Genomic DNA, 19003 nt, shown 5'->3' on the forward strand with positions numbered 1-19003 from the left:
CTTTTTCATGGATGTTTGTTTTTCTCAAGCTCACATAGTATACTATCGTCAATTATTAGGGATGTGACTGCGTTTGAATCTACTAAAAAAATGGCTGAATACAGAGCCTTATTTAATTGTGATGCTCATTGTACTGACACCGATTGGCGGAGAGTTTAAATTTTATCCATTTGAGGACAGCTTTCGGGTCAGCTTTGGAACCGTTGTCTTTTTCTTTATCCTGCTTCAAATGAAAAAATTCCCGGCATGGGCAAGCGGTATTATTGCAGGGGTATCTGTTTTTGCGTTTCGCGTGCTTCTTGATACAGCCGTCACAGGTCATCTTCCGCTGGAAGAGGCGGTTTCATTAAGATTTCCTTCCCTGCTTTATTATGTCGTCTATGGCACGCTCTTTTATTTATTACAGGTCAGACGTTTCCGCGATCAGCCTTGGCTGATTGGTGCGACAGGCATCATCATGGAACTGTGTGCGAGCGTTGTTGAGATGATTGCACTTCGTGGCACCATCGATGAAATTTTAACGATGCGGACGCTGTTTCAACTTTTTGTTTTGGCGATTTTCAGAAGCTTTTTCGTGTTGGCTTGTTATACAATGATTCGATTATATGAAGAGCAGGCGAGAGAGCGTCAAATGAAAAAGGAAAAGGAACATCTGCTGATGCTTCTGTCTAACCTTTACACGGAATCTACATATTTTCATAAAACACTTGCACATGCTGAGCACATTACAGCGACATCCTATCAATTGTATCAATCCCTGCACCACGCAAAGGATACAGAATCATTGGATTTGAAAAAGCTCGGAAAAACAGCCCTGCAAATTGCAGGAGAGGTACATGAGATCAAAAAGGATAACCAGCGGATTTTTTCTGCATTATCAAAGCTGATTCATGAAGAAAATTTCCAGGCTTATGCAAGTCCTGCCCATATTGCTGGGCTTGTGATTCGTATCCATGAAAATTACGCAGAATCTCTTAAAAAAAACATTGTCTTTCATTATGATGAAGATGGGCAGCATCCCGCCTATCACGTGTATACCATTCTATCTTTGTTAAATAATATCGTTTCCAATGCTGTCGAAGCCATTCCAGTGGATGGAGAGGTGTCACTCTCTATTTCACAGAAAGAGAACCAGGTGATCTTTCAAATCAGTGACAACGGGCCTGGCATTAAAGAGCGTAATCATCATGTGATTTTTAAACCCGGTTTTACTTTAAAATACGACCAGGCTGGGAATCCATCAAGCGGTATCGGGCTTTCCTATGTGAAGGATACAGCGGAGAAACTTGGCGGAAGTGTTGAGATGAAGAGTATCCCAAATAAACAAACGATTTTCACGTTAACGATACCAGTGGATCAAGTCAGTAGAAAAGAGGGGATTGGGAGATGAGATTTTTTATTGTTGATGATGATGAAGCCGTGCGTTCTTCACTGGCTCAGCTCATTGAAGATGAAGAGCTTGGCATTGTCGCAGGGGAAGCAGAGGATGGCGCAGAGTTAACGGCAAGCTACTTAAATGATTTGCACATTGATATCTTATGTATTGATTTATTGATGCCGGAAAGAGACGGTCTTGAAACGATTCGAGCCATTAAGGATGAGTTTCATGGGAAATACTTAATGCTGTCGCAGGTAGAAACAAAGGAATTAATCGGCCAGGCGTATACGCTTGGTGTTGAGTATTATGTGACAAAGCCAATCAATCGTGTAGAGGTCTTAAGCGTGCTCCATCTCATGATTGAACGTCTTCATTTAGAGCATTCAATTGAAAACATTCAGCACTCACTCAAATCCGTCATGCAGTTTCAGCAGCGCGGTCAGACGAAAACGAAGCAGCGGGGGAAAAGTCTTGCAGAGGCAGGTCAGTTCTTGCTGGCGGAGCTTGGGATTGTCGGTGAGAAGGGGTCTAAAGATTTATTAGATATGATTCTCTTCACAGATCAGTATGTAGCGCTGCATACCGATCATCACGATTCCTTTCCTTCGTTAAAGATCATTTTTACCGGAATCACGGAGGATAAATTAAATGAGCCGTACACATCAGCAGACATTGCAAGAGAAGCGAAGGCAGCGGAACAGCGGGTAAGACGTGCGATCAACCAATCTTTGAAACACATCGCATCACTTGGGTTAACTGATTTTTCTCATCCGACCTTTGAAAATTATGCATCTAAATTCTTTGATTTCACCATCGTGCGAAAGAAAATGAGTGAATTAACAAAAGAGACGAGCGGTAGAGAAGAACATACTCGTATCAATGTGAAGAAATTTGTGCAGGTGCTCTACTACGAAGCAAAACGTATTTTTATGGAAGATTAAAAAAAGACATGCTCCCTCATGAGGGAGACATGTCTTTTTTGGTGATCGATTGCAGATGCATCTGCAGCACGGAGCGTAAGAGCTCAGGCGGTAAACGATGAGGCTGCAAGATTCCATTCAATGCAAGCCCGTTGATGACCGCATAAAGCCGCTCAGTTTCGACTAAAAGATCGATATGATCAAGCAAAAGCCCATCCTCTTTTAATTTCATTAAACAATATTGGGTCATTTGGAGAAGCTCGTCATACATCTTTGCATTGAGCGGCTGTAAATCTGGTTCAGTCAGCGACTTGACTGTAAAAGCCTGCCACACCTCCATTTCAAATCTTCGTTCTTCATCAAGTGGAAGAACCTGTTCCAATAACGCGAGGACATTTTCTTCCGTTGAACCGTTAAGCTGAAGTCCTGTAATACGCTCTTTGACTCTTTCCTGAATCAATGTCATAGAGAAAAGAAATAACTCTTGCTGTGTGGAAAAATAATGACGCATAGAGCCCGCTGAAATACCAGCTTCTACCGCTACTTTTCGTACAGAAGCGTTTTCCAATCCATCCTGTTTAATCACTCTCATGGCAGCTTGAGCGACTTTTTGTTTTTGTTTATGGTGATCGACGATTTTTGGCATACATTGATTTTAGCACAGCTATTGTTTTTTTAACACAGTTGTGTTATTTTTTATTTAATACAATTGTGTTAAAAAGGATGTGGTGAAAATTGGTCGGGTTATTGATTGTGGCATGTGAAATTGGTTTTTGGCTGTTTATTCTGGTGGGTTTAACACTGCGTTATGTATTTAGACAGAAAAAGTGGGGCGCCTTCTTTCTGGTCTGTACGCCGATTTTGGATCTAATCCTTCTTGCGGCTACTTATATGGATTTAAGGCAAGGGGCTGTGGCGAGTGTCATCCACGGGCTTGCGGCTGTTTATATTGGGGTGAGTCTCGCCTTTGGACATCAAATGGTGAAATGGGCAGATGCTCGGTTTGCTTATCGATTTGCAGGAGGCCCTAAGCCGAAGGGAAGACCTAAGTACGGGAAGGAACGGTCAGTGTATGAAATGGTCAGCTGGACGCGGCATTTCGTCTCTTATGTCATCGGAGCTGGTCTGCTATTTGGGTTATCTTTTCTCATCCAAGCACCAGAACGAACGGAAGCACTGATGCAGCTAGCGAGAGTATGGGGAATGGTCTTAGCCATTGATTTCGTCATTAGCATCAGCTATGTGATCTGGCCGAAAAAACACCCGCAAAATATAGCCAGCTAATAAAAAAGACAGGCGAAATCACTCTGCCTGTCTTTTCTTATGATGAAAGCCCTTTGTAAATGGTGTAAATATTCCATTTCATCATCTTATAGTAGCTGTCCCCATCTTCACCTTTCTTTCCAATGGAGTCAGTGAATACTTTTCCTTTAATCGGAACCCCGGTTTCCTCAGATAAGCTTTCAAGGCTGCGTTGATCGACACTTGTTTCAAGAAAGAGCGCAGGAACTTGATGATCTTTGACAAAATGAATGATGCGCTTCATTTGTCCAGGTGTTCCTTCACTTTCTGTGTTGATCTCCCAAATGTAGCCTGCTTTCAGTCCATAGGCATCTGCAAAATACTTGAAGGCTCCCTCACTTGTCACAAGGAGCTTTTTGTCTTTTGGCAGCTGATCAAACTTGTCTTTTGCTTCATCGTGAAGCGCTTGAAGCTTTTTGATATAGGCTTCTGTATTTTTTTCGTAATCCTCTTGATGCTCAGGGTCCGCTTCAATAAGCGCATCCCGGGCATTTTGAGCATACAGAACCCCATTTTCGACATTCAGCCAAGCATGGGGGTCCTGCTGGCTTTCGAGGCCTTTTGAAGATAAATGTTTTACTTTGACGCCTTTACTTAATTCGGCTACAGGTGCATCATCCCCGTCCTTGCCACTCGATTCGAGCAGCTTTTGAAACCAGCCGTTCCCTGTTTCAAGGTTTAAACCATTATATAGAACAAGGTCTGCATCCGTTGTATGCTGAACATCCTTTGGCAGTGGGTCAAATTCATGTGGGTCTGTACCAATGGGAACAATGCTGTGAATAGAGACATGCTCTCCGCCTACTTCCTTCACAATGTCATAAAGAATGGAGTAGGTCGTGACGACTTTTAATGTGCCGTCATCTTTGCCGGAATTATTTTGTTTAGTAGAACAGCCTGTGATGACCATAAGGGCAATGAATACTGCGGTCAAACGGATTGCAAATACCTTCTTCATATATGTCCTCCTTTTACATAGACGCTTCCTTTTTTAGCTGCGTTCGTTTTCGTTTAGATTTTAATGATCTCCATAGAATTCCTTGCTTTGGTGAAAGGATAAAGGCACTCCCGAATAAAATGGTCGCGACCAGCACGATAGAAGCGCCAGACGACAAGTTATACGTAAAACTAAGCCCAAGTCCGACGACGGCAGAAACTGCCCCGAAAAAAGCAGATAAATAGATCATGATCCATAGCCGGTCTGTTAAGAGATACGCAGTGGCTGCCGGCGTAATAAGCATGGCAACAACAAGAATAATCCCAACAGTTTGCAGTGAAGCAACGGTCACAAGGGTCAACAGCGTCATGAGAAAATAATGGATCATTCGATTCGGTAAACCGTAAACCGAAGAAATGACCGGATCAAATGAACTAATGAGCAGTTCTTTGTAGAAAACGATGACAGCCAGCAGGATAAAAATGCCGATGCCAAGTGTAATCCACATATCAGATGATCGAACAGCTAGAACGTTTCCAAACAAGATATGATATAAATCACTGGAACTTTTCAAAAATGTGATCAAAATGATCCCGATTGAGAAAAAAGCGGTGAAGACAATGCCAATCGCAGAGTCATTTTTAATTCGGCTGTTTTGACTCACATATCCGATCCCAATCGCTGTTAATACGCCAGTTAAGACGGCCCCGAAGAAAAAGTTAATTCCCAGCATATAAGAGATGGCGACACCTGGCAGCACAGCATGCGATATGGCGTCTCCCATCAATGCCATGCCCCGTAAAATGATAAAGCAGCCAATGACCCCGCAAATAATGCCTACCATCACGGATGTAAATAACGCTTTTTGTAAAAACGCATATTCAAAGAGTCCGGTTAAAAATTCCATTACACGTCTCCTCCTGCTGATTTTAAGAATGGTAGCTGCGTTTCATATGCCTCCAGCATGACCTCTGGGCGAAGGATGTCGTGTACAGGTCCAGCTTTGATGAGTTTTTTATTTAACAGAACGAGATGACTGAAGTAATCATCGGCTTTACTTAAATCATGATGGACAACCAAAATGGTTTTTCCTTCATCCCGTAATTCTTGCAAAATGCGAACCATCGTTTCTTCACTGGCCATATCAATCCCAACAAACGGTTCATCCAAACAGAAGAGCTGTGCGTTTTGCGCAAGTGCTCTTGCAAGGAAGACACGCTGCTGCTGACCGCCGGATAACTCACCAATCTGTCTTTTGGCAAAGTCCTGCATGCCGACCTTTTCTAAACAGTGGTACGCATATGCCCGGTCTTCTTTTTTCGGACGTTTCATCAGGCCAAGCTTCGGATATGTTCCAAGTAGCACGGTATCCAGCACATGAATAGGAAACGTCCAGTCTAGATCATTTCTCTGTGGTACATAGGCGATCTGTTTTCTGACTTGTTTAAAGGGCTGTTCAAAAAAGCGAATATCCCCTTGGTCTTTTTCAATTAAATCCAAACATGCCTTGAGTAAAGTCGATTTACCGGCACCATTTGGACCTATGATTCCTGTCATCGTTCCTTCCTGTATGGAAAGAGAGATGTTCTCTAATGCATCCTGCCCGTGATATGAGACATGAAGACGGTCGATTGTTAAAGCATTTGGCATGTCTGCGGCCCCTTTCAATCATCATTGCACTTCCTAAAGATATATGCATACATTAAATAGTTTTGACTAAAGGATGAAATGATTCTCTAATGCTAATTTGTTTCCTTAGGGAAACTTTTATTTCATTCTAAGTGTATGTCCTTCTTTTGTAAAGAGAAAAGCTGCACTTTTTCTGTCAGAGGTCAAACTATCGTTTTTATGTTATGCGGGGAGCGGGGGACATGAGCTTGGATTATTGAAAATCCATGTGGCAGGATTGGGCATAAAAAAACCAAACATTTGCTTATAAATGATTGACAGCTGATCAGAACTCCTCATATAATAAAGATAATTCAATATATGAATATGTGCTCATATATAATATCCACAGCAGCTGATAGGTTTGATTGAATCAGGGAAGGCTACTTATATAGAAAAAGGTGAGAACATGAAAAAGATGAAGGATGAATACGTATTAAGCGGTCTTGATTGCGGCAACTGTGCACGTAAAATAGAAACAGGTGTCAGCAAAATGGATGGAGTGGAAGCTTGCTCTGTTAACTTTGCGACAGGCACCTTGACTGTGACGCATGCAGATAAGCAAGAAACGATGTCAAAGCGAATTGAAAAAACTGTTCAGTCCATTGAACCTCATGTGAGTGTATCACCGAAAGAAGATGGTCATCATCACGATCATGATCACGGGACGAAAAATTTAAAAACGATTGTGCTGAAATTAATTGGCGGTGCAGTCATTGGAACAGCAGCTTTCTTTATACCTGAAGATGGTGTATTAAAGTTCATTATGTTCTTCGCAGCATATTTACTAGTCGGCGGTGATGTGGTTTTTAAAGCGCTGAAAAATATTGTGCGAGGTCAAGTCTTTGATGAGAACTTCTTAATGACGATTGCAACGGTTGGTGCTTTTGTCATTCAGCAATATCCAGAAGCGCTTGCTGTCATGCTCTTTTACCAAATTGGAGAGCTCTTCCAAGGGGCGGCAGTGAACCGTTCAAGACGATCAATTAGTGAATTAATGAATATACGTCCAGAATACGCGAATCTAAAAGTCGGAAATGAAACGAAAAAAGTGAATCCAGAAGAAGTAAAAGCCGGTGACCGTATTGTCGTGAAGCCTGGTGAAAAAATTCCGCTGGATGGGCTCGTTATTGAAGGCTTCTCACTTGTTGATACATCCGCATTAACAGGGGAGTCGGTGCCGCGGGATGTAGAAGCGGGAAAAGAAGTTCTTGCAGGGTTTGTGAATCAAAACGGTATACTTGAAATTGAAGTGCAAAAAGAGCTAAGTGAATCGGCAGTGACGAAGATTTTAGATTTGGTTGAGAATGCGAGCAGCCGAAAAGCACAGACAGAAAATTTCATCACAAAGTTTGCAAAATATTATACACCGGCTGTCGTCTTGCTTGCCTTATTGCTGGCCTTTATGCCGCCGCTTTTCATTCCATCGGCACAATTGTCTGACTGGGTGTACCGGGCACTTGTCTTTCTCGTGATCTCTTGTCCTTGTGCTCTTGTTGTGTCCATTCCATTAGGATTTTTCGGGGGAATTGGGGCAGCTTCTAAACGAGGCATCCTTGTGAAAGGCAGTAACTATCTAGAAGCATTGAATTCTGTGAGATATGCTGTATTTGATAAGACGGGCACACTCACAAAAGGAAACTTTACGGTGACCAATATCGTCACAACCAGTGACAAGTGGTCAGAAGAGGAGCTGCTTTCTTTTGCAGCACTGGCAGAAGCCCATTCCTCACACCCTATTGCAGAATCGATTAAAGCGGCATACAGCTCGCCGCTTGATGAAAGCCAGATTGAAGCATATGAGGATATCGCGGGACATGGAATTAAAGCGACCATCAGCGGTTCCCATGTCTTAGCGGGAAATCATCGCTTGATGGAGCGAGAAGGCATTGCGTATGAAAAAGAAAAAAGAAGCGGAACCGTTGTGTACATGGCGATTAACGGTGAGTTTGCCGGATCGATCTTGATTGCAGATGAATTGAAGGATGATGCAATCGAGGCCGTTTCTGCTCTAAAAGCGTCTGGTATTCAAACCGTCATGCTCACTGGTGATGCTAAGCAAGTCGGAACTGCGGTCGCCAAGCAAATTGGTATCGACGAAGTACATGCAGAATTATTGCCGCAGGATAAAGTAACGAAATTAGAAGAAATTGATCAGAAAAAAGCGCCTCAAGAAAAACTGTTATTTGTTGGGGACGGCATTAATGATACACCTGTATTAGCAAGAGCAGACATAGGAATTGCAATGGGCGGGCTTGGATCAGATGCAGCTGTCGAAGCGGCTGATATCGTCATCATGACGGACCAGCCATCAAAGGTAGCAGAAGCCATCGCTGTCGCGAAACGAACAAGAAGGATTGTATGGCAGAATATCGCATTTGCCCTTGGTGTCAAAGGCATTTTCCTATTACTCGGTGCATTCGGTATTGCGACCATGTGGGAAGCCGTCTTCTCGGATGTCGGTGTCACCGTACTCGCTGTTTTAAATGCGATGAGGGTCATGAAATAAAATTGTAAGGAAAATTTCATGAATACCATCTTTCATAATCGACCCCCTCTTGTTAAAATAGAAGAAGTTGGATAATGGCATTTTTCTAAGCTATTATCCTTTTTCTTTTTTAAGGAATGAAAAAGATAAGGTAGGTGCTTATGTGAGTAAGAAAAATAATCAATCTTCATCCATTAAATTTGCTGTCATTTTAACCATCATCGCAGCTCTTCTCATCGGTCTATTTGTTGTGATTGGGAACAAGAACAGCCAAGAAGCACAAACAGTTGACAGTAAGCCTTCGATTAAAGGACAGCCTGTCATAGGGGACAAAAACGCAGCGGTGCAAGTCGTTGAGTTTGGGGACTACAAATGTCCGTCATGTAAATCATTTGAAACAGACATTTTCCCAAAGCTGAAAGCAGACTACATAGATAAAGGCGATGTATCCTTTTCATTTATTAATTTACCACTGCCTGTTCATGGAGATGGCGCAGTGTTAGCAGCACTAGCTTCTGAAGAAGTGTGGAAAGAAGATCCAAAAAACTTCTGGGCATTCCATGAAGCTGTCTATCAAGCACAGCCAGATAGTGAAGCGGAATGGGTTACGCCTGCTAAGCTGACTGAACTAGCGAAAAAGACAACAAAAATTGATACGGACAAACTCAAAGATAACTTATCAAAGAAAACGTATCAGCCGCAGCTGAACACAGACGATCAGCTTGTGAACAAATATAAAGTGAATTCAACACCAACGATTTTGATTAACAATAAACAAGTTCAAAACTTTTATGACTATGATGAAATCAAAGAATTAATTGATCAAGAGCTCAAAGGGAAAAAATCATGAAGAATAAGCTCATTTACTTATACAGTGCTTGGATTGTCTCTATCGTTGCGACGATGAGCAGCCTGTATTTAAGTGAAATAAAGAAGTTTATCCCATGCGATATGTGCTGGTTTCAGCGCATTTTCATGTACCCGCTCGTGCTCTTACTTGGAATTGCTACGTTCCGGGGCGATGTCAAAGTGAAGTATTACGTACTGCCTTTGGCTGTGATCGGTGCTGGCTTTTCCATCTATCATTATATGGAACAAAAGATCCCGGGCTTTGCGTCGATTCGTCCTTGCTTAAGCGGCATTCCTTGTTCCGTTGATTATCTGAACTGGTTTGGTTTTATTACCATTCCGCTGTTAGCACTTATTGCATTTATTCTGATCATCCTCAGTATGCTGCTGTTAAATGCAAAAGAAGATTGAGAGATAGCCTGCTTTTCAGCGGGCTATTTTTTATTTTTGCAAAAAGATAAAATTTAAAGAAAATTTGTATTGCTTTTCGCTTATGTCAGATATACATTAAGGGAGTAGTGTTAGATGATCAGATCATGTAAGGAGATAAGCGGAAAATGGCATGGGAAGTCTTAAGTATCATTGGTATTATCGCATTCGCCATTAGTGGTGCGATAGTAGCAATGGAGGAAGAGTACGATATTCTTGGTGTGTACATTTTAGGGATTGTGACAGCATTTGGCGGTGGAGCGATTCGAAATCTATTAATCGGTCTTCCGGTGTCTGCTTTATGGTCACAGGGCAAAATGTTTACCATTGCTCTTGTATCCATTACGATTGTGTTTCTTTTTCCAAAGCTTTTGCTCAAGCACTGGAGCACATGGGGGAATTTCTCGGATGCGATTGGTTTAGCAGCGTTTGCGATTCAAGGTGCATTATTTGCTGTGCAAAGAGAGCTTCCGCTCAGTGCGGTCATTGTGGCAGCCATTTTGACTGGAAGCGGAGGCGGAATTGTGCGTGATTTATTGGCAGGGCGAAAGCCGCTTGTGCTAAAAGCGGAGATTTACGCAGTTTGGGCAGCACTTGGCGGCTTACTCGTAGGACTCGGTTTAGCACAAGGAGAGATTGCTTTGTATTTGCTGTTTCTCATCCTTGTCGTATGCAGGGTTTGTTCCTACCTATTCAAATGGCGGCTTCCCGCTAGGTCTTATTTTTTAAATAAAGGGTAAAACGAGAAAAGAGCGGTTTCGCTCTTTTTTTTGTGTTTGATACGAGCTGGATGTCAGCAGGTAATGGAGTTTTCGTGTAAAATAAAAGCAGGGTCTTTTTGTTCATCATTGGAACAATACATGGGATGAAAATTTTGTCAGCTGGCTGAATATCTGGATTCAGCTTTTTTTGCCTAGATGGATTGTTATGTGTTGGTTTCACATTTTGCGGAATACTAAAGAAGCACCTATGATCGGACGGATGAATCAACATGGAATGAACACATCTTTGCATGTAAGCAAAACTTGACGAAAAAATTGAAATAGGAGGGACACGTACTAGTGGAGATTTTTTTGGCAGTGCTTGTATTACTAGCACTCATCGCATCATCTAATATTATCAATCGTTTTGTCCCCTTTATTCCAGTCCCGTTAATTCAAGTGGGCTTAGGAATATTGGTGGCGGCTTTTCCTTCAGGTTTACATATTTCTTTAAATCCCGAACTATTCTTCGTTTTATTCATTGCGCCGCTGTTATTTAATGACGGGAAGCGTACCCCAAGGGACGAGCTGTGGAAATTAAGAGCGCCGATTCTTCTGTTAGCCCTAGGGTTAGTATTTGCGACAGTCATTGTAGCAGGATATACCATCCATTGGATGATCCCAAGCATTCCGCTTCCAGCCGCATTTGCGCTTGCAGCGATTTTATCACCGACAGATGTGGTAGCAGTCAGTGCTCTTTCCAGCCGTGTGAACATGCCAAAGGGTATCATGAGACTGCTGGAAGGCGAGGGATTGATGAACGATGCATCAGGACTTGTCGCCTTTAAATTTGCCATTGCTGCAACGGTGACTGGCGCTTTTTCAATTGCTGAGGCATCCTTTAGCTTTGTTCTGATTGCCGCAGGTGGTCTATTGACTGGATTTATTCTATCCTTTTTTATCATTCGTTTTCGCTATTTCCTCCGCCGTCTAGGAATGGACGATGTCACGATGCACATCATCCTGCAAATTCTTACACCATTTGTCATCTATTTAGCAGCGGAAGAAATCGGTGTGTCCGGTATTTTAGCGGTTGTTGCTGGCGGTGTGACACACGCTATTGAGCAGGATCGAATGGAAGCAAATTTAGCCAAACTGCAAATTGCTTCATCAAACACATGGAATATTATTTTATTTATTTTAAACGGACTTGTTTTCGTTATCCTTGGATTGCAGATTCCTGATGTATCGACGGTCATTTTCCAGGATGAAGCCTTTAATAATATGCAGGTCATCAGTTACATCTTAATCATCACGCTGTGTCTTATGATCCTGAGGTTCTTATGGGTATGGCTGTTCTGGGCAGGGAATTGGAGTGCAACGAAAAAGCAAAATGTGAAAAAACCGAAGCTTCGCGCCTCGATGCTCATGACATTCTCTGGTGTTCGTGGGGCTGTGACATTAGCCGGTGCCTTCTCCATCCCATTTACACTTGCGGACGGATCACCGTTTCCTGAACGGCATTTGATTATTTTCCTCGCAGCAGGCGTCATCTTATGTACACTCATTTTAGCTAGTGTGTTACTGCCTCTTTTATCTGAGAAAAAAGACAAGCAAATTGCTGTGGATTTGGATACAAAGATTCAGCATGCGAAACGGAAGCTGCTAAGAAGTGCCATTAAAACCTTAAGAGAAGGAATGAATGAAGACAATAGGGAAGTGTCTCTTGCACTCATCAATGATTACCGAATGAAGCTGCGCAATATCCAGCGTGAACCGTATCAATTCGGGATGAGAAAACAAGAGAGAAAGATCAGGCTGCACGGAATCAAAGCTGAGCAGATGAAGCTGCAACAGCTCATTGAGGAAGAGAAAATCGATAAAGAAGAAGCCTATGAGCTGCAAGAAAGATTTCATGAGCTAGAAATGCTGTATTCAAACTCCTTCAAAATCCGTTTTTCAAAAGTGAAGTTTCTGCGCTTGCTTCAATGGCTCCAATTATGGCGGCCGAATCAGCACGTTTCCAGCGGCATTTTAGAAAACGAGGGCTCGTACAAACAAATCCGTAAGAAAACGGCTGAGGCTGCTGTGGACTCGATCAAACAGCATATGACCGATGAAAATAAACAAACGTGTCATCAAGTGATTGGTTTTTACAACCAAGTCATTTATCGATGTGAACACGGTCCAAGCTTCTTTCAGCAAAAAGACCGTTCATTTGACCGGAAGAAAAAAGAGCTTAACTTCCAAGCTGTACAGACAATACGAAATGAAATTCAAACTCTGTATGAAGATGGTGAAATCAATCGTGACATTGCCCATCATTTAAGGGAGTATATCAATGACATGGAAGCTGTTCTCCTGACCAATACGTAATGTTGTGATCTTCTCCCCTATGTTTTATGATGAAGAAAGAGAACAAGCAGGGGGAGATCAATGATGGCGTATTATGGAGCAATTGAAGCTGGCGGTACAAAGTTTTGTTGTGCAATCGGCAATGAGCATGGGGACATTCTCGAGGAAATGACGATTCCAACAGAGCACCCAGAAAAAACATTACAAAAGCTCATTCCATTTTTCGAGCAGCATGACATTGAAGCATTAGGGGTCGGCTCCTTTGGACCAATCTGTGTTCAAAAAGACGATCCTTCTTACGGTTATATCATGAACACGCCGAAAGTAGAGTGGAAGCATTACCCGTTCATTCCAGAACTAGAGAAGCAATTACGGGTCCCAGTATCCTTTACAACAGATGTTAATGCGGCAGCCTTAGGTGAATTAACAAAAGGAGCAGCCAAAGGGCTGAAAAGCTGTATGTATATCACGGTCGGTACGGGTATCGGTGCTGGCGCTGTTGTAAAAAACGAACTTCTTCACGGTCATTCGCACCCAGAGATGGGGCACATCCTTGTCAGGCAGCATGAATCAGACCCGTTTGAAGGAGTCTGCCCAGCGCATGGGACGTGTTTAGAAGGACTGGCAGCTGGCCCAGCGATTGAGAAAAGGTGGGGGAAATCTGCCAAAGAGCTCACGGAGGAAGAATCAGTTTGGGCACTTGAAGCTGATTATTTGGCTCAGGCGCTGATGCAGTACTCGCTCATTTTAAGCCCAGAGCGCATCATGATGGGCGGGGGTGTCATGAAGCAAAAGCAGCTGTTTCCACTGATTCGAGAGAAGCTTGCTGCTTATCTCAATGATTATGTAGACCTGCCGCCGCTTGATACATACATTGTCTCTCCTGGACTTGAGGACAAGGCCGGCATGACAGGTGCTTTGCTGTTAGCCATCGAAGCGAAGAAAAACGCCTGATAATAGAGTTTTAATGGACAACGTGAGATAATGAAAAAGATGGAATCTATGAAAAAGGTGGTTGTTAAAATGGTCAAAAGCTTGAATGATACCGTAACACTGAATAACGGAGTGGAAATGCCTTGGTTTGGTTTAGGTGTATTCAAAGTGGAGGACGGCAATCAAGTGGTAGATGCCGTAAAAGCAGCCATACGAAACGGATACCGCAGTATTGATACGGCTGCCGTTTATAAAAATGAGACAGGCGTAGGCAAAGCGATTAAAGAATCTGGCGTGAAACGAGAAGACTTGTTCATTACGTCTAAAGTATGGAACACGGATCAAGGCTATGACAAAGCGCTGGCTGCGTTTGACGCAAGCTTGAATCGATTAGGTCTTGATTACTTAGACCTCTATTTGATTCATTGGCCTGGCCCAAATGCAGATACATTTAAAGACACATGGCGTGCGCTTGAGACGCTTTACAAGGATGGGAAAGTGAGAGCCATTGGCGTCAGCAACTTCTACATTCAGCATTTAGAAGAGCTGTTAAAAGATGCTGAGGTTGTTCCAGCCGTGAACCAAGTTGAATTTCATCCGAAACTGACACTTGTCGAACTGCGTCAATACGCAAAAGAAAAAGGCATTCAAATTGAAGCGTGGTCTCCGCTGATGCAAGGAAAGCTATTAGATCATGACGTATTGAAGGACATTGCTGCACGCTACAACAAATCTGTTGCGCAAGTCATCTTGCGCTGGGATCTGCAAAGCGGCGTCGTGACGATTCCTAAATCAATCAACGAAGAACGCATTAAACAAAATGCAGATATTTTTGATTTCGAACTATCCAAAGAAGACATGGAAAAAATCGATGCGTTAAACAATAACGAGCGCGTCGGCTCGAATCCAGAGACGATGACGGTTGGGTTTGAATAAATGAAAAAAATCCTCTTTCTCATATGAGAAAGGGGATTTTTTATGTACTGCTTCTGCGCACAGCCAAAAGCATAATAAAAGATAAGATCACAATACAAATCGTCCAGGCCCAAGCAAGTTCCATTCGTCCAGAGTCAATCGCCACATAGATAGCGGTTGGGAGTGTTTGAGTTTTTCCTGGGATGTTGCCGGCAAACATTAAGGTCGCTCCGAATTCTCCTAGGGCTCTCGCAAAGCTGAGGACGCTGCCAGACAGCAGGGAAGGCAGGGCAAGAGGTACCGTAATATAGGCAAAGACTTGGAATGAATGAGCACCATCAACTTTTGCAGCCCCTTCAATATCTGACTCAATTGTAGAAAAGCCCGCCTTTGCTGATTGATACATGAGCGGAAATGCCACGACTGTCGAAGCAATGACCGCCGCCCACCATGTGAAAATGACCGGCTGATGGAAGATCCATTCAATCGCGCCCCCTATTACACTATGTTTTCCGAATACGACGAGCAATAAAAAGCCAACGACTGTTGGTGGGAGAACGAGCGGCATCATCAGGAACGTTTCCACAATCATTTTCCCTTTAAAAGTTGTTCGCGTCATCCAAAAGCCGACCGTTGTGCCAAAAACAGTGGCCAACAGTCCGCTGACGATGGCCACTTGAATGGACAGCCAAATGGGTGATAGAAATTCTTCAGTCAGCATAGCCATTACGACACTTGAAAGCCGTATTTCTTAAAAATGGATTTGGCTTTATCAGATTGAAGAAATTGAAAAAAGACCTTGGCTTCCGTTAGATGTTCTGTCCCTTTTACAATCCCTACTGGATACATAATCGGGGAGTGCATGTCCGGATTTGCCTCAGCTGCAATCTTTACTTTTTTGGAAACGAGGGCGTCTGTTTTATACACAACACCTGCTTCTACATTTCCTGTTTCGACGTAGCTTAGGACTTGCCGCACATCCTTGCCGTAGACAGCATTCTTTTTCACTTGGTCCCATATGTTCAGTTGTGTGAAGATCTCTTTGCCATATGTACCAGCAGGAACCGATTCAGGTGTGCCAAGAGCAATCTTTCCTTTTACGTGCCGGACGTCTTGAAAGCTTTTAATAGAGGAAGAGCCATCTTTTGGCACAATAAGGACTAGCTCGTTTTGTATAGCGTCCTTGATATAATCTTGATCAATGTCTCCAGATTGAACAAGTTCATCGAATGGCTCCTCAGCTGCTGAGAAAAAAAGATCCGCTTTTGCTCCTTGAGCGATTTGCTGCTTCAATGCGCCGGATGACCCGAAGTTATTCGTTAATGTCACATTCGGATGTTGCTTGTGAAAGGAGGCTTCAATTTCCTTTAGTGCATCCTGAAGACTTGCCGCTGCTGAAATCACAAGCTCTGTTTTTTTATTCGAATTAGATGGCATCATCTCTGTTTGGCATCCACTCAGGAGCAAACATATGGAGATGAAGGCTAAGAATGTATACTTCATGTTCACACCTCTTCTCATTCAATATCATGTGGTTCCCTTTATTATAAGCAAACTTATTTGAGCATTCATAGGCTTTCAGTAAAAAGAGAAAAGAAAAAGCCGCCAAATGGCGACTTTCAGCGTGAAGATAAAAGGGATCGTTTTATCCTGTTTACTTCTGATAAAAACGCAGCAAATTCCCATTGATCACTTTGTCTGATAAGGAAAGCTCTTTATTGGCTTTTTCGATATAAGGCTGACACACCTCATCCTGTTCAACAGGTTCTTTTGTTTTTTGATCATAGCAGGTGTTCTTTGTATAGAGATAATCATCTGTAATAAAGTTCCCGTTTCTCAGTACAGCGAAAGGCGTACGTTCATTTGAAAATAAATCATTGCCGAATTGAATGGCATCCTTCGTTTCAATCCCAAGTAAGTGAAGAAGTGTCGGCTTTACGTCCATTTGACCAGCTGTTTCAGAAATGGTCTGCGGTGCTTGATCCGTGACACCTGGAATGTAAATCAAAAAGGGTACCCGCTGCAGTTTGACCGCATCAAACGGCGTGATTTCCTCTTTATTGAGCAGCTGTGCCATTGCCTCATGATGTGCCTCTGAGATGCCATAGTGGTCACCCATGAGGACAAACATCGTATTGTTATACAATCCTTCTTCTTTCATACGGTCAAAAAACATTTTAACCGCTTCATCTTGATAGCGGACGGTCGTCACATAGCGGTTTAAAATGGTACTGGACGAATCATATTCATCAATAAACTGATCTTTCGGGTCAATTTCAAATGGAAAATGATTGGTCAGTGTAATGAATGTGCTGTAATAAGGCTGCTTCAACTTTTTTAAATGATCAATGGATTGATCAAAGAAGTCGATATCTTTTAAGCCCCAGCCAGTTGAATTCCGTTCATTGACATGATATGAATCGACATCATAAAAACGATCAATTCCAAGCGATTCATACATCACATCACGATTCCAAAACGTTTTATTATTCGCATGAAATTGGACGGATTGATAGTTTTCCTTTTTCAACTGCTTGTATAACGTGTCATATTCGTTGTCACTCGCTGTGAAAAAGACAGCGCCGCTGCTAGAAGGGTAGAGGGAATTAGCGACAATAAACTCTGAATCCGACGTCTTCCCCTGCTCTGTCTGCTGATAAAATTCATCAAAATAAAAACTCTTTTTAGCCAGTTGATTTAAAAAGGGAGTGATGGATTGTCCATTCACCTTTTGATTCATGACAAATTGCTGCGTCGATTCAAGTGAAATGAACACAACGTTCTTGCCTTTAGCAAGTCCAAAATACTCTTCGTTTGGTGCGCTGTAATCAGCCTTTGTGTAGTTTGCTACAGTAGAAAGCGTATCTTCATCTGCAAAGGCCTTTTGTCCAATGCGTGCCGTTTGGGCAGCACCGTCATACAGATGAAATTGGAAAAGCCCGAGGTTTCTGACAATGACTTCACGATCATAAGAGCTTGTCAGAAATCGAGGGTGATCCATCATAGCTGAGCTGACATGAAACAATAAGAAGCTGCAGCAGACCGCATAATACGTTTTGATCGTCTTGAATGACGCTTTTGGGGCTAATGGTTTGCGCTTGAGCAGCCATGCCAGTACCACAAAATCAATGAGCATCAGCACAAAGAGCGGGTGGAATAATTCCGTCATACTGCTGCCCATATCTCCCATGTTCTTCGCTTGGAATAACACGGGAATGGTAATGAAATCAATATAAAAACCATAAAAGATCGTATTCGAGATGAGAATCGCCGTTAGAATAAAATTTGCGGTCAATAAAAAAACCTTTTGGTTGGTTTCATTTAAAAAAAGAGCAATCCCAAACAAAGGGAGCAAAAAGCTAAGTGGATTGATCAAAAGCAGCCATTCATGAAACAGATTGGCCGTTCGTATGTGAAATCCGAATTGATAAATGATGTATGTTTTCATCCACATGAAAAGGATGGAATACACTAAAAACCAGTGATTTTTGAAAAACGCTTTCATTTATGTATCTCCTCACCATTCTGTATTCAGCTGCAAGGCAAAAACACTTATCTTAAACCTACTAAAAAAATGAGGAATGATCAATTCATATCCTGTCTTTTTCGCAAAACTCTTTTTTTATTCTGTTAGAACTGGATTGGGATGGATATGCCGCAGATGACGGCGATGTAATAGCAGGTGACGACGGTGAGAGCAGCTAGTACGACTTGTTCTCCTGTGCTGCCTGTTTTGACATAGAAGGGGAGACGCACTTTAATGGAAGCTGGAAATAAAAATTTAATGCCGTTCACTGTTCCAGCATCAAGGATAAGGTGGCTCGCCATTCCAACGAGTAAACCGGTACTTAAGCTGTCATTTGGAATGTATGTTGTCGCGAGAAAATAAATGATCAGCAGAAATAATAAACTGTGTGTAAACGTGCGATGACCGAACACGCTGCTGATTAGTGTCGAGAGCAACGGGAATTTTCTGCCGATTTTACTTTTTGTATGGCAAAGATCGGGGATCAGAGCACCTGCTGATCCAGCTGCAGCCATGATGACTGGGTCGAGTCCGTAGTAGTAGGCGACGGCCGTTGAGGCGGCGATTCCGCCCATAATGTGTGTTTTTCCTGTCATGATGCG

General features: G+C 42.6%; 18 protein-coding genes. 10 read left to right on the forward strand and 8 right to left on the reverse strand.

Translation table 11 applies throughout. From position 1 onward, the window contains the following. Nucleotides 1-73: 73 nt before the first annotated feature. Complete coding sequence (locus C6Y07_RS10865; protein WP_060597303.1) at nucleotides 74-1390, forward strand: sensor histidine kinase; 1317 nt, start codon at nucleotides 74-76, stop codon at nucleotides 1388-1390. Then, nucleotides 1387-2319 carry a response regulator gene (locus C6Y07_RS10870; protein ID WP_066030411.1) on the forward strand — a complete coding sequence of 311 codons (933 nt, stop codon included), beginning with the start codon at nucleotides 1387-1389 and terminating at the stop codon, nucleotides 2317-2319. Before C6Y07_RS10865 ends, C6Y07_RS10870 begins: the two co-directional genes overlap by 4 nt. A gap of 16 nt (nucleotides 2320-2335) precedes the next feature. Here the strand turns inward: C6Y07_RS10870 and C6Y07_RS10875 are convergent, their stop codons facing one another. Beyond that, nucleotides 2336-2944, reverse strand: a complete 609-nt coding sequence (locus C6Y07_RS10875) for a TetR/AcrR family transcriptional regulator (RefSeq protein ID WP_060597301.1) — start codon at nucleotides 2942-2944, stop codon at nucleotides 2336-2338. A gap of 89 nt (nucleotides 2945-3033) precedes the next feature. On the opposite strand from C6Y07_RS10875, the gene C6Y07_RS10880 reads away from it, so the two are divergent. Continuing rightward, a complete protein-coding gene (locus C6Y07_RS10880; protein WP_060597300.1) occupies nucleotides 3034-3582 on the forward strand; it encodes a hypothetical protein in 549 nt (182 codons plus the stop codon). Between the two features lie 37 nt (nucleotides 3583-3619). Here C6Y07_RS10880 and C6Y07_RS10885 read toward each other — a convergent pair whose 3' ends face one another. Genes C6Y07_RS10885 through C6Y07_RS10895 form a run of 3 tightly spaced genes read right to left on the reverse strand, consistent with a single transcriptional unit; the run spans nucleotide 3620 to nucleotide 6187 of the window. Beyond that, complete coding sequence (locus C6Y07_RS10885) at nucleotides 3620-4558, reverse strand: metal ABC transporter substrate-binding protein (RefSeq protein WP_106156677.1); 939 nt, start codon at nucleotides 4556-4558, stop codon at nucleotides 3620-3622. 13 nt (nucleotides 4559-4571) lie between these two features. Next, nucleotides 4572-5444: a metal ABC transporter permease gene (locus C6Y07_RS10890; protein WP_066030413.1), complete on the reverse strand. Its 873-nt coding sequence runs from the start codon at nucleotides 5442-5444 to the stop codon at nucleotides 4572-4574. Beyond that, nucleotides 5444-6187 (reverse strand): metal ABC transporter ATP-binding protein, encoded by a 744-nt coding sequence (locus tag C6Y07_RS10895; protein ID WP_060597298.1) that lies wholly within the window; start codon nucleotides 6185-6187, stop codon nucleotides 5444-5446. The genes C6Y07_RS10890 and C6Y07_RS10895 overlap by 1 nt, the downstream gene beginning before the upstream one ends. 427 nt (nucleotides 6188-6614) lie before the next feature. On the opposite strand from C6Y07_RS10895, the gene C6Y07_RS10900 reads away from it, so the two are divergent. The 7 genes from C6Y07_RS10900 (at nucleotide 6615) to C6Y07_RS10935 (ending at nucleotide 14896) form a co-directional block, all read left to right on the forward strand. Beyond that, nucleotides 6615-8714 carry a heavy metal translocating P-type ATPase gene (locus C6Y07_RS10900; protein WP_066031734.1) on the forward strand — a complete coding sequence of 700 codons (2100 nt, stop codon included), beginning with the start codon at nucleotides 6615-6617 and terminating at the stop codon, nucleotides 8712-8714. A gap of 142 nt (nucleotides 8715-8856) precedes the next feature. Then, entirely contained in the window at nucleotides 8857-9543 is a 687-nt protein-coding gene (locus C6Y07_RS10905; RefSeq protein WP_060597713.1) for a DsbA family protein, read from the forward strand. Further along, complete coding sequence (locus tag C6Y07_RS10910) at nucleotides 9540-9953, forward strand: disulfide oxidoreductase (protein ID WP_060597297.1); 414 nt, start codon at nucleotides 9540-9542, stop codon at nucleotides 9951-9953. The genes C6Y07_RS10905 and C6Y07_RS10910 overlap by 4 nt, the downstream gene beginning before the upstream one ends. Before the next feature lie 146 nt (nucleotides 9954-10099). Further along, a complete protein-coding gene (locus C6Y07_RS10915; RefSeq protein WP_003212961.1) occupies nucleotides 10100-10711 on the forward strand; it encodes a trimeric intracellular cation channel family protein in 612 nt (203 codons plus the stop codon). A 321-nt stretch (nucleotides 10712-11032) separates the two neighbouring features. After that, nucleotides 11033-13048: a Na+/H+ antiporter gene (locus C6Y07_RS10925; RefSeq protein WP_034659982.1), complete on the forward strand. Its 2016-nt coding sequence runs from the start codon at nucleotides 11033-11035 to the stop codon at nucleotides 13046-13048. A gap of 63 nt (nucleotides 13049-13111) precedes the next feature. After that, nucleotides 13112-13981 (forward strand): ROK family protein, encoded by an 870-nt coding sequence (locus C6Y07_RS10930; RefSeq protein WP_060597712.1) that lies wholly within the window; start codon nucleotides 13112-13114, stop codon nucleotides 13979-13981. A 69-nt stretch (nucleotides 13982-14050) separates the two neighbouring features. Next, complete coding sequence (locus tag C6Y07_RS10935; protein ID WP_034659979.1) at nucleotides 14051-14896, forward strand: aldo/keto reductase; 846 nt, start codon at nucleotides 14051-14053, stop codon at nucleotides 14894-14896. A gap of 40 nt (nucleotides 14897-14936) precedes the next feature. On the opposite strand, the gene modB is transcribed toward C6Y07_RS10935, so the two are convergent. The 4 genes from modB to C6Y07_RS10955 all read right to left on the reverse strand — a co-directional run bounded on the left by modB (nucleotide 14937) and on the right by C6Y07_RS10955 (nucleotide 18997). After that, on the reverse strand, nucleotides 14937-15602 hold the full coding sequence (gene modB / locus C6Y07_RS10940; protein ID WP_066030416.1) for a molybdate ABC transporter permease subunit: 666 nt from the start codon (nucleotides 15600-15602) through the stop codon (nucleotides 14937-14939). After that, entirely contained in the window at nucleotides 15602-16378 is a 777-nt protein-coding gene (gene modA / locus C6Y07_RS10945; protein ID WP_060597294.1) for a molybdate ABC transporter substrate-binding protein, read from the reverse strand. Before modA ends, modB begins: the two co-directional genes overlap by 1 nt. 151 nt (nucleotides 16379-16529) lie before the next feature. Then, nucleotides 16530-18380 (reverse strand): LTA synthase family protein, encoded by a 1851-nt coding sequence (locus C6Y07_RS10950; RefSeq protein WP_066030417.1) that lies wholly within the window; start codon nucleotides 18378-18380, stop codon nucleotides 16530-16532. Between the two features lie 125 nt (nucleotides 18381-18505). Then, nucleotides 18506-18997 (reverse strand): metal-dependent hydrolase, encoded by a 492-nt coding sequence (locus C6Y07_RS10955; RefSeq protein ID WP_060597293.1) that lies wholly within the window; start codon nucleotides 18995-18997, stop codon nucleotides 18506-18508. Nucleotides 18998-19003: the final 6 nt, after the last annotated feature.

The sequence above is a fragment of the Bacillus sp. LNXM12-1 genome, assembly GCF_003004375.1.
GTDB lineage: Bacteria > Bacillota > Bacilli > Bacillales > Bacillaceae > Bacillus.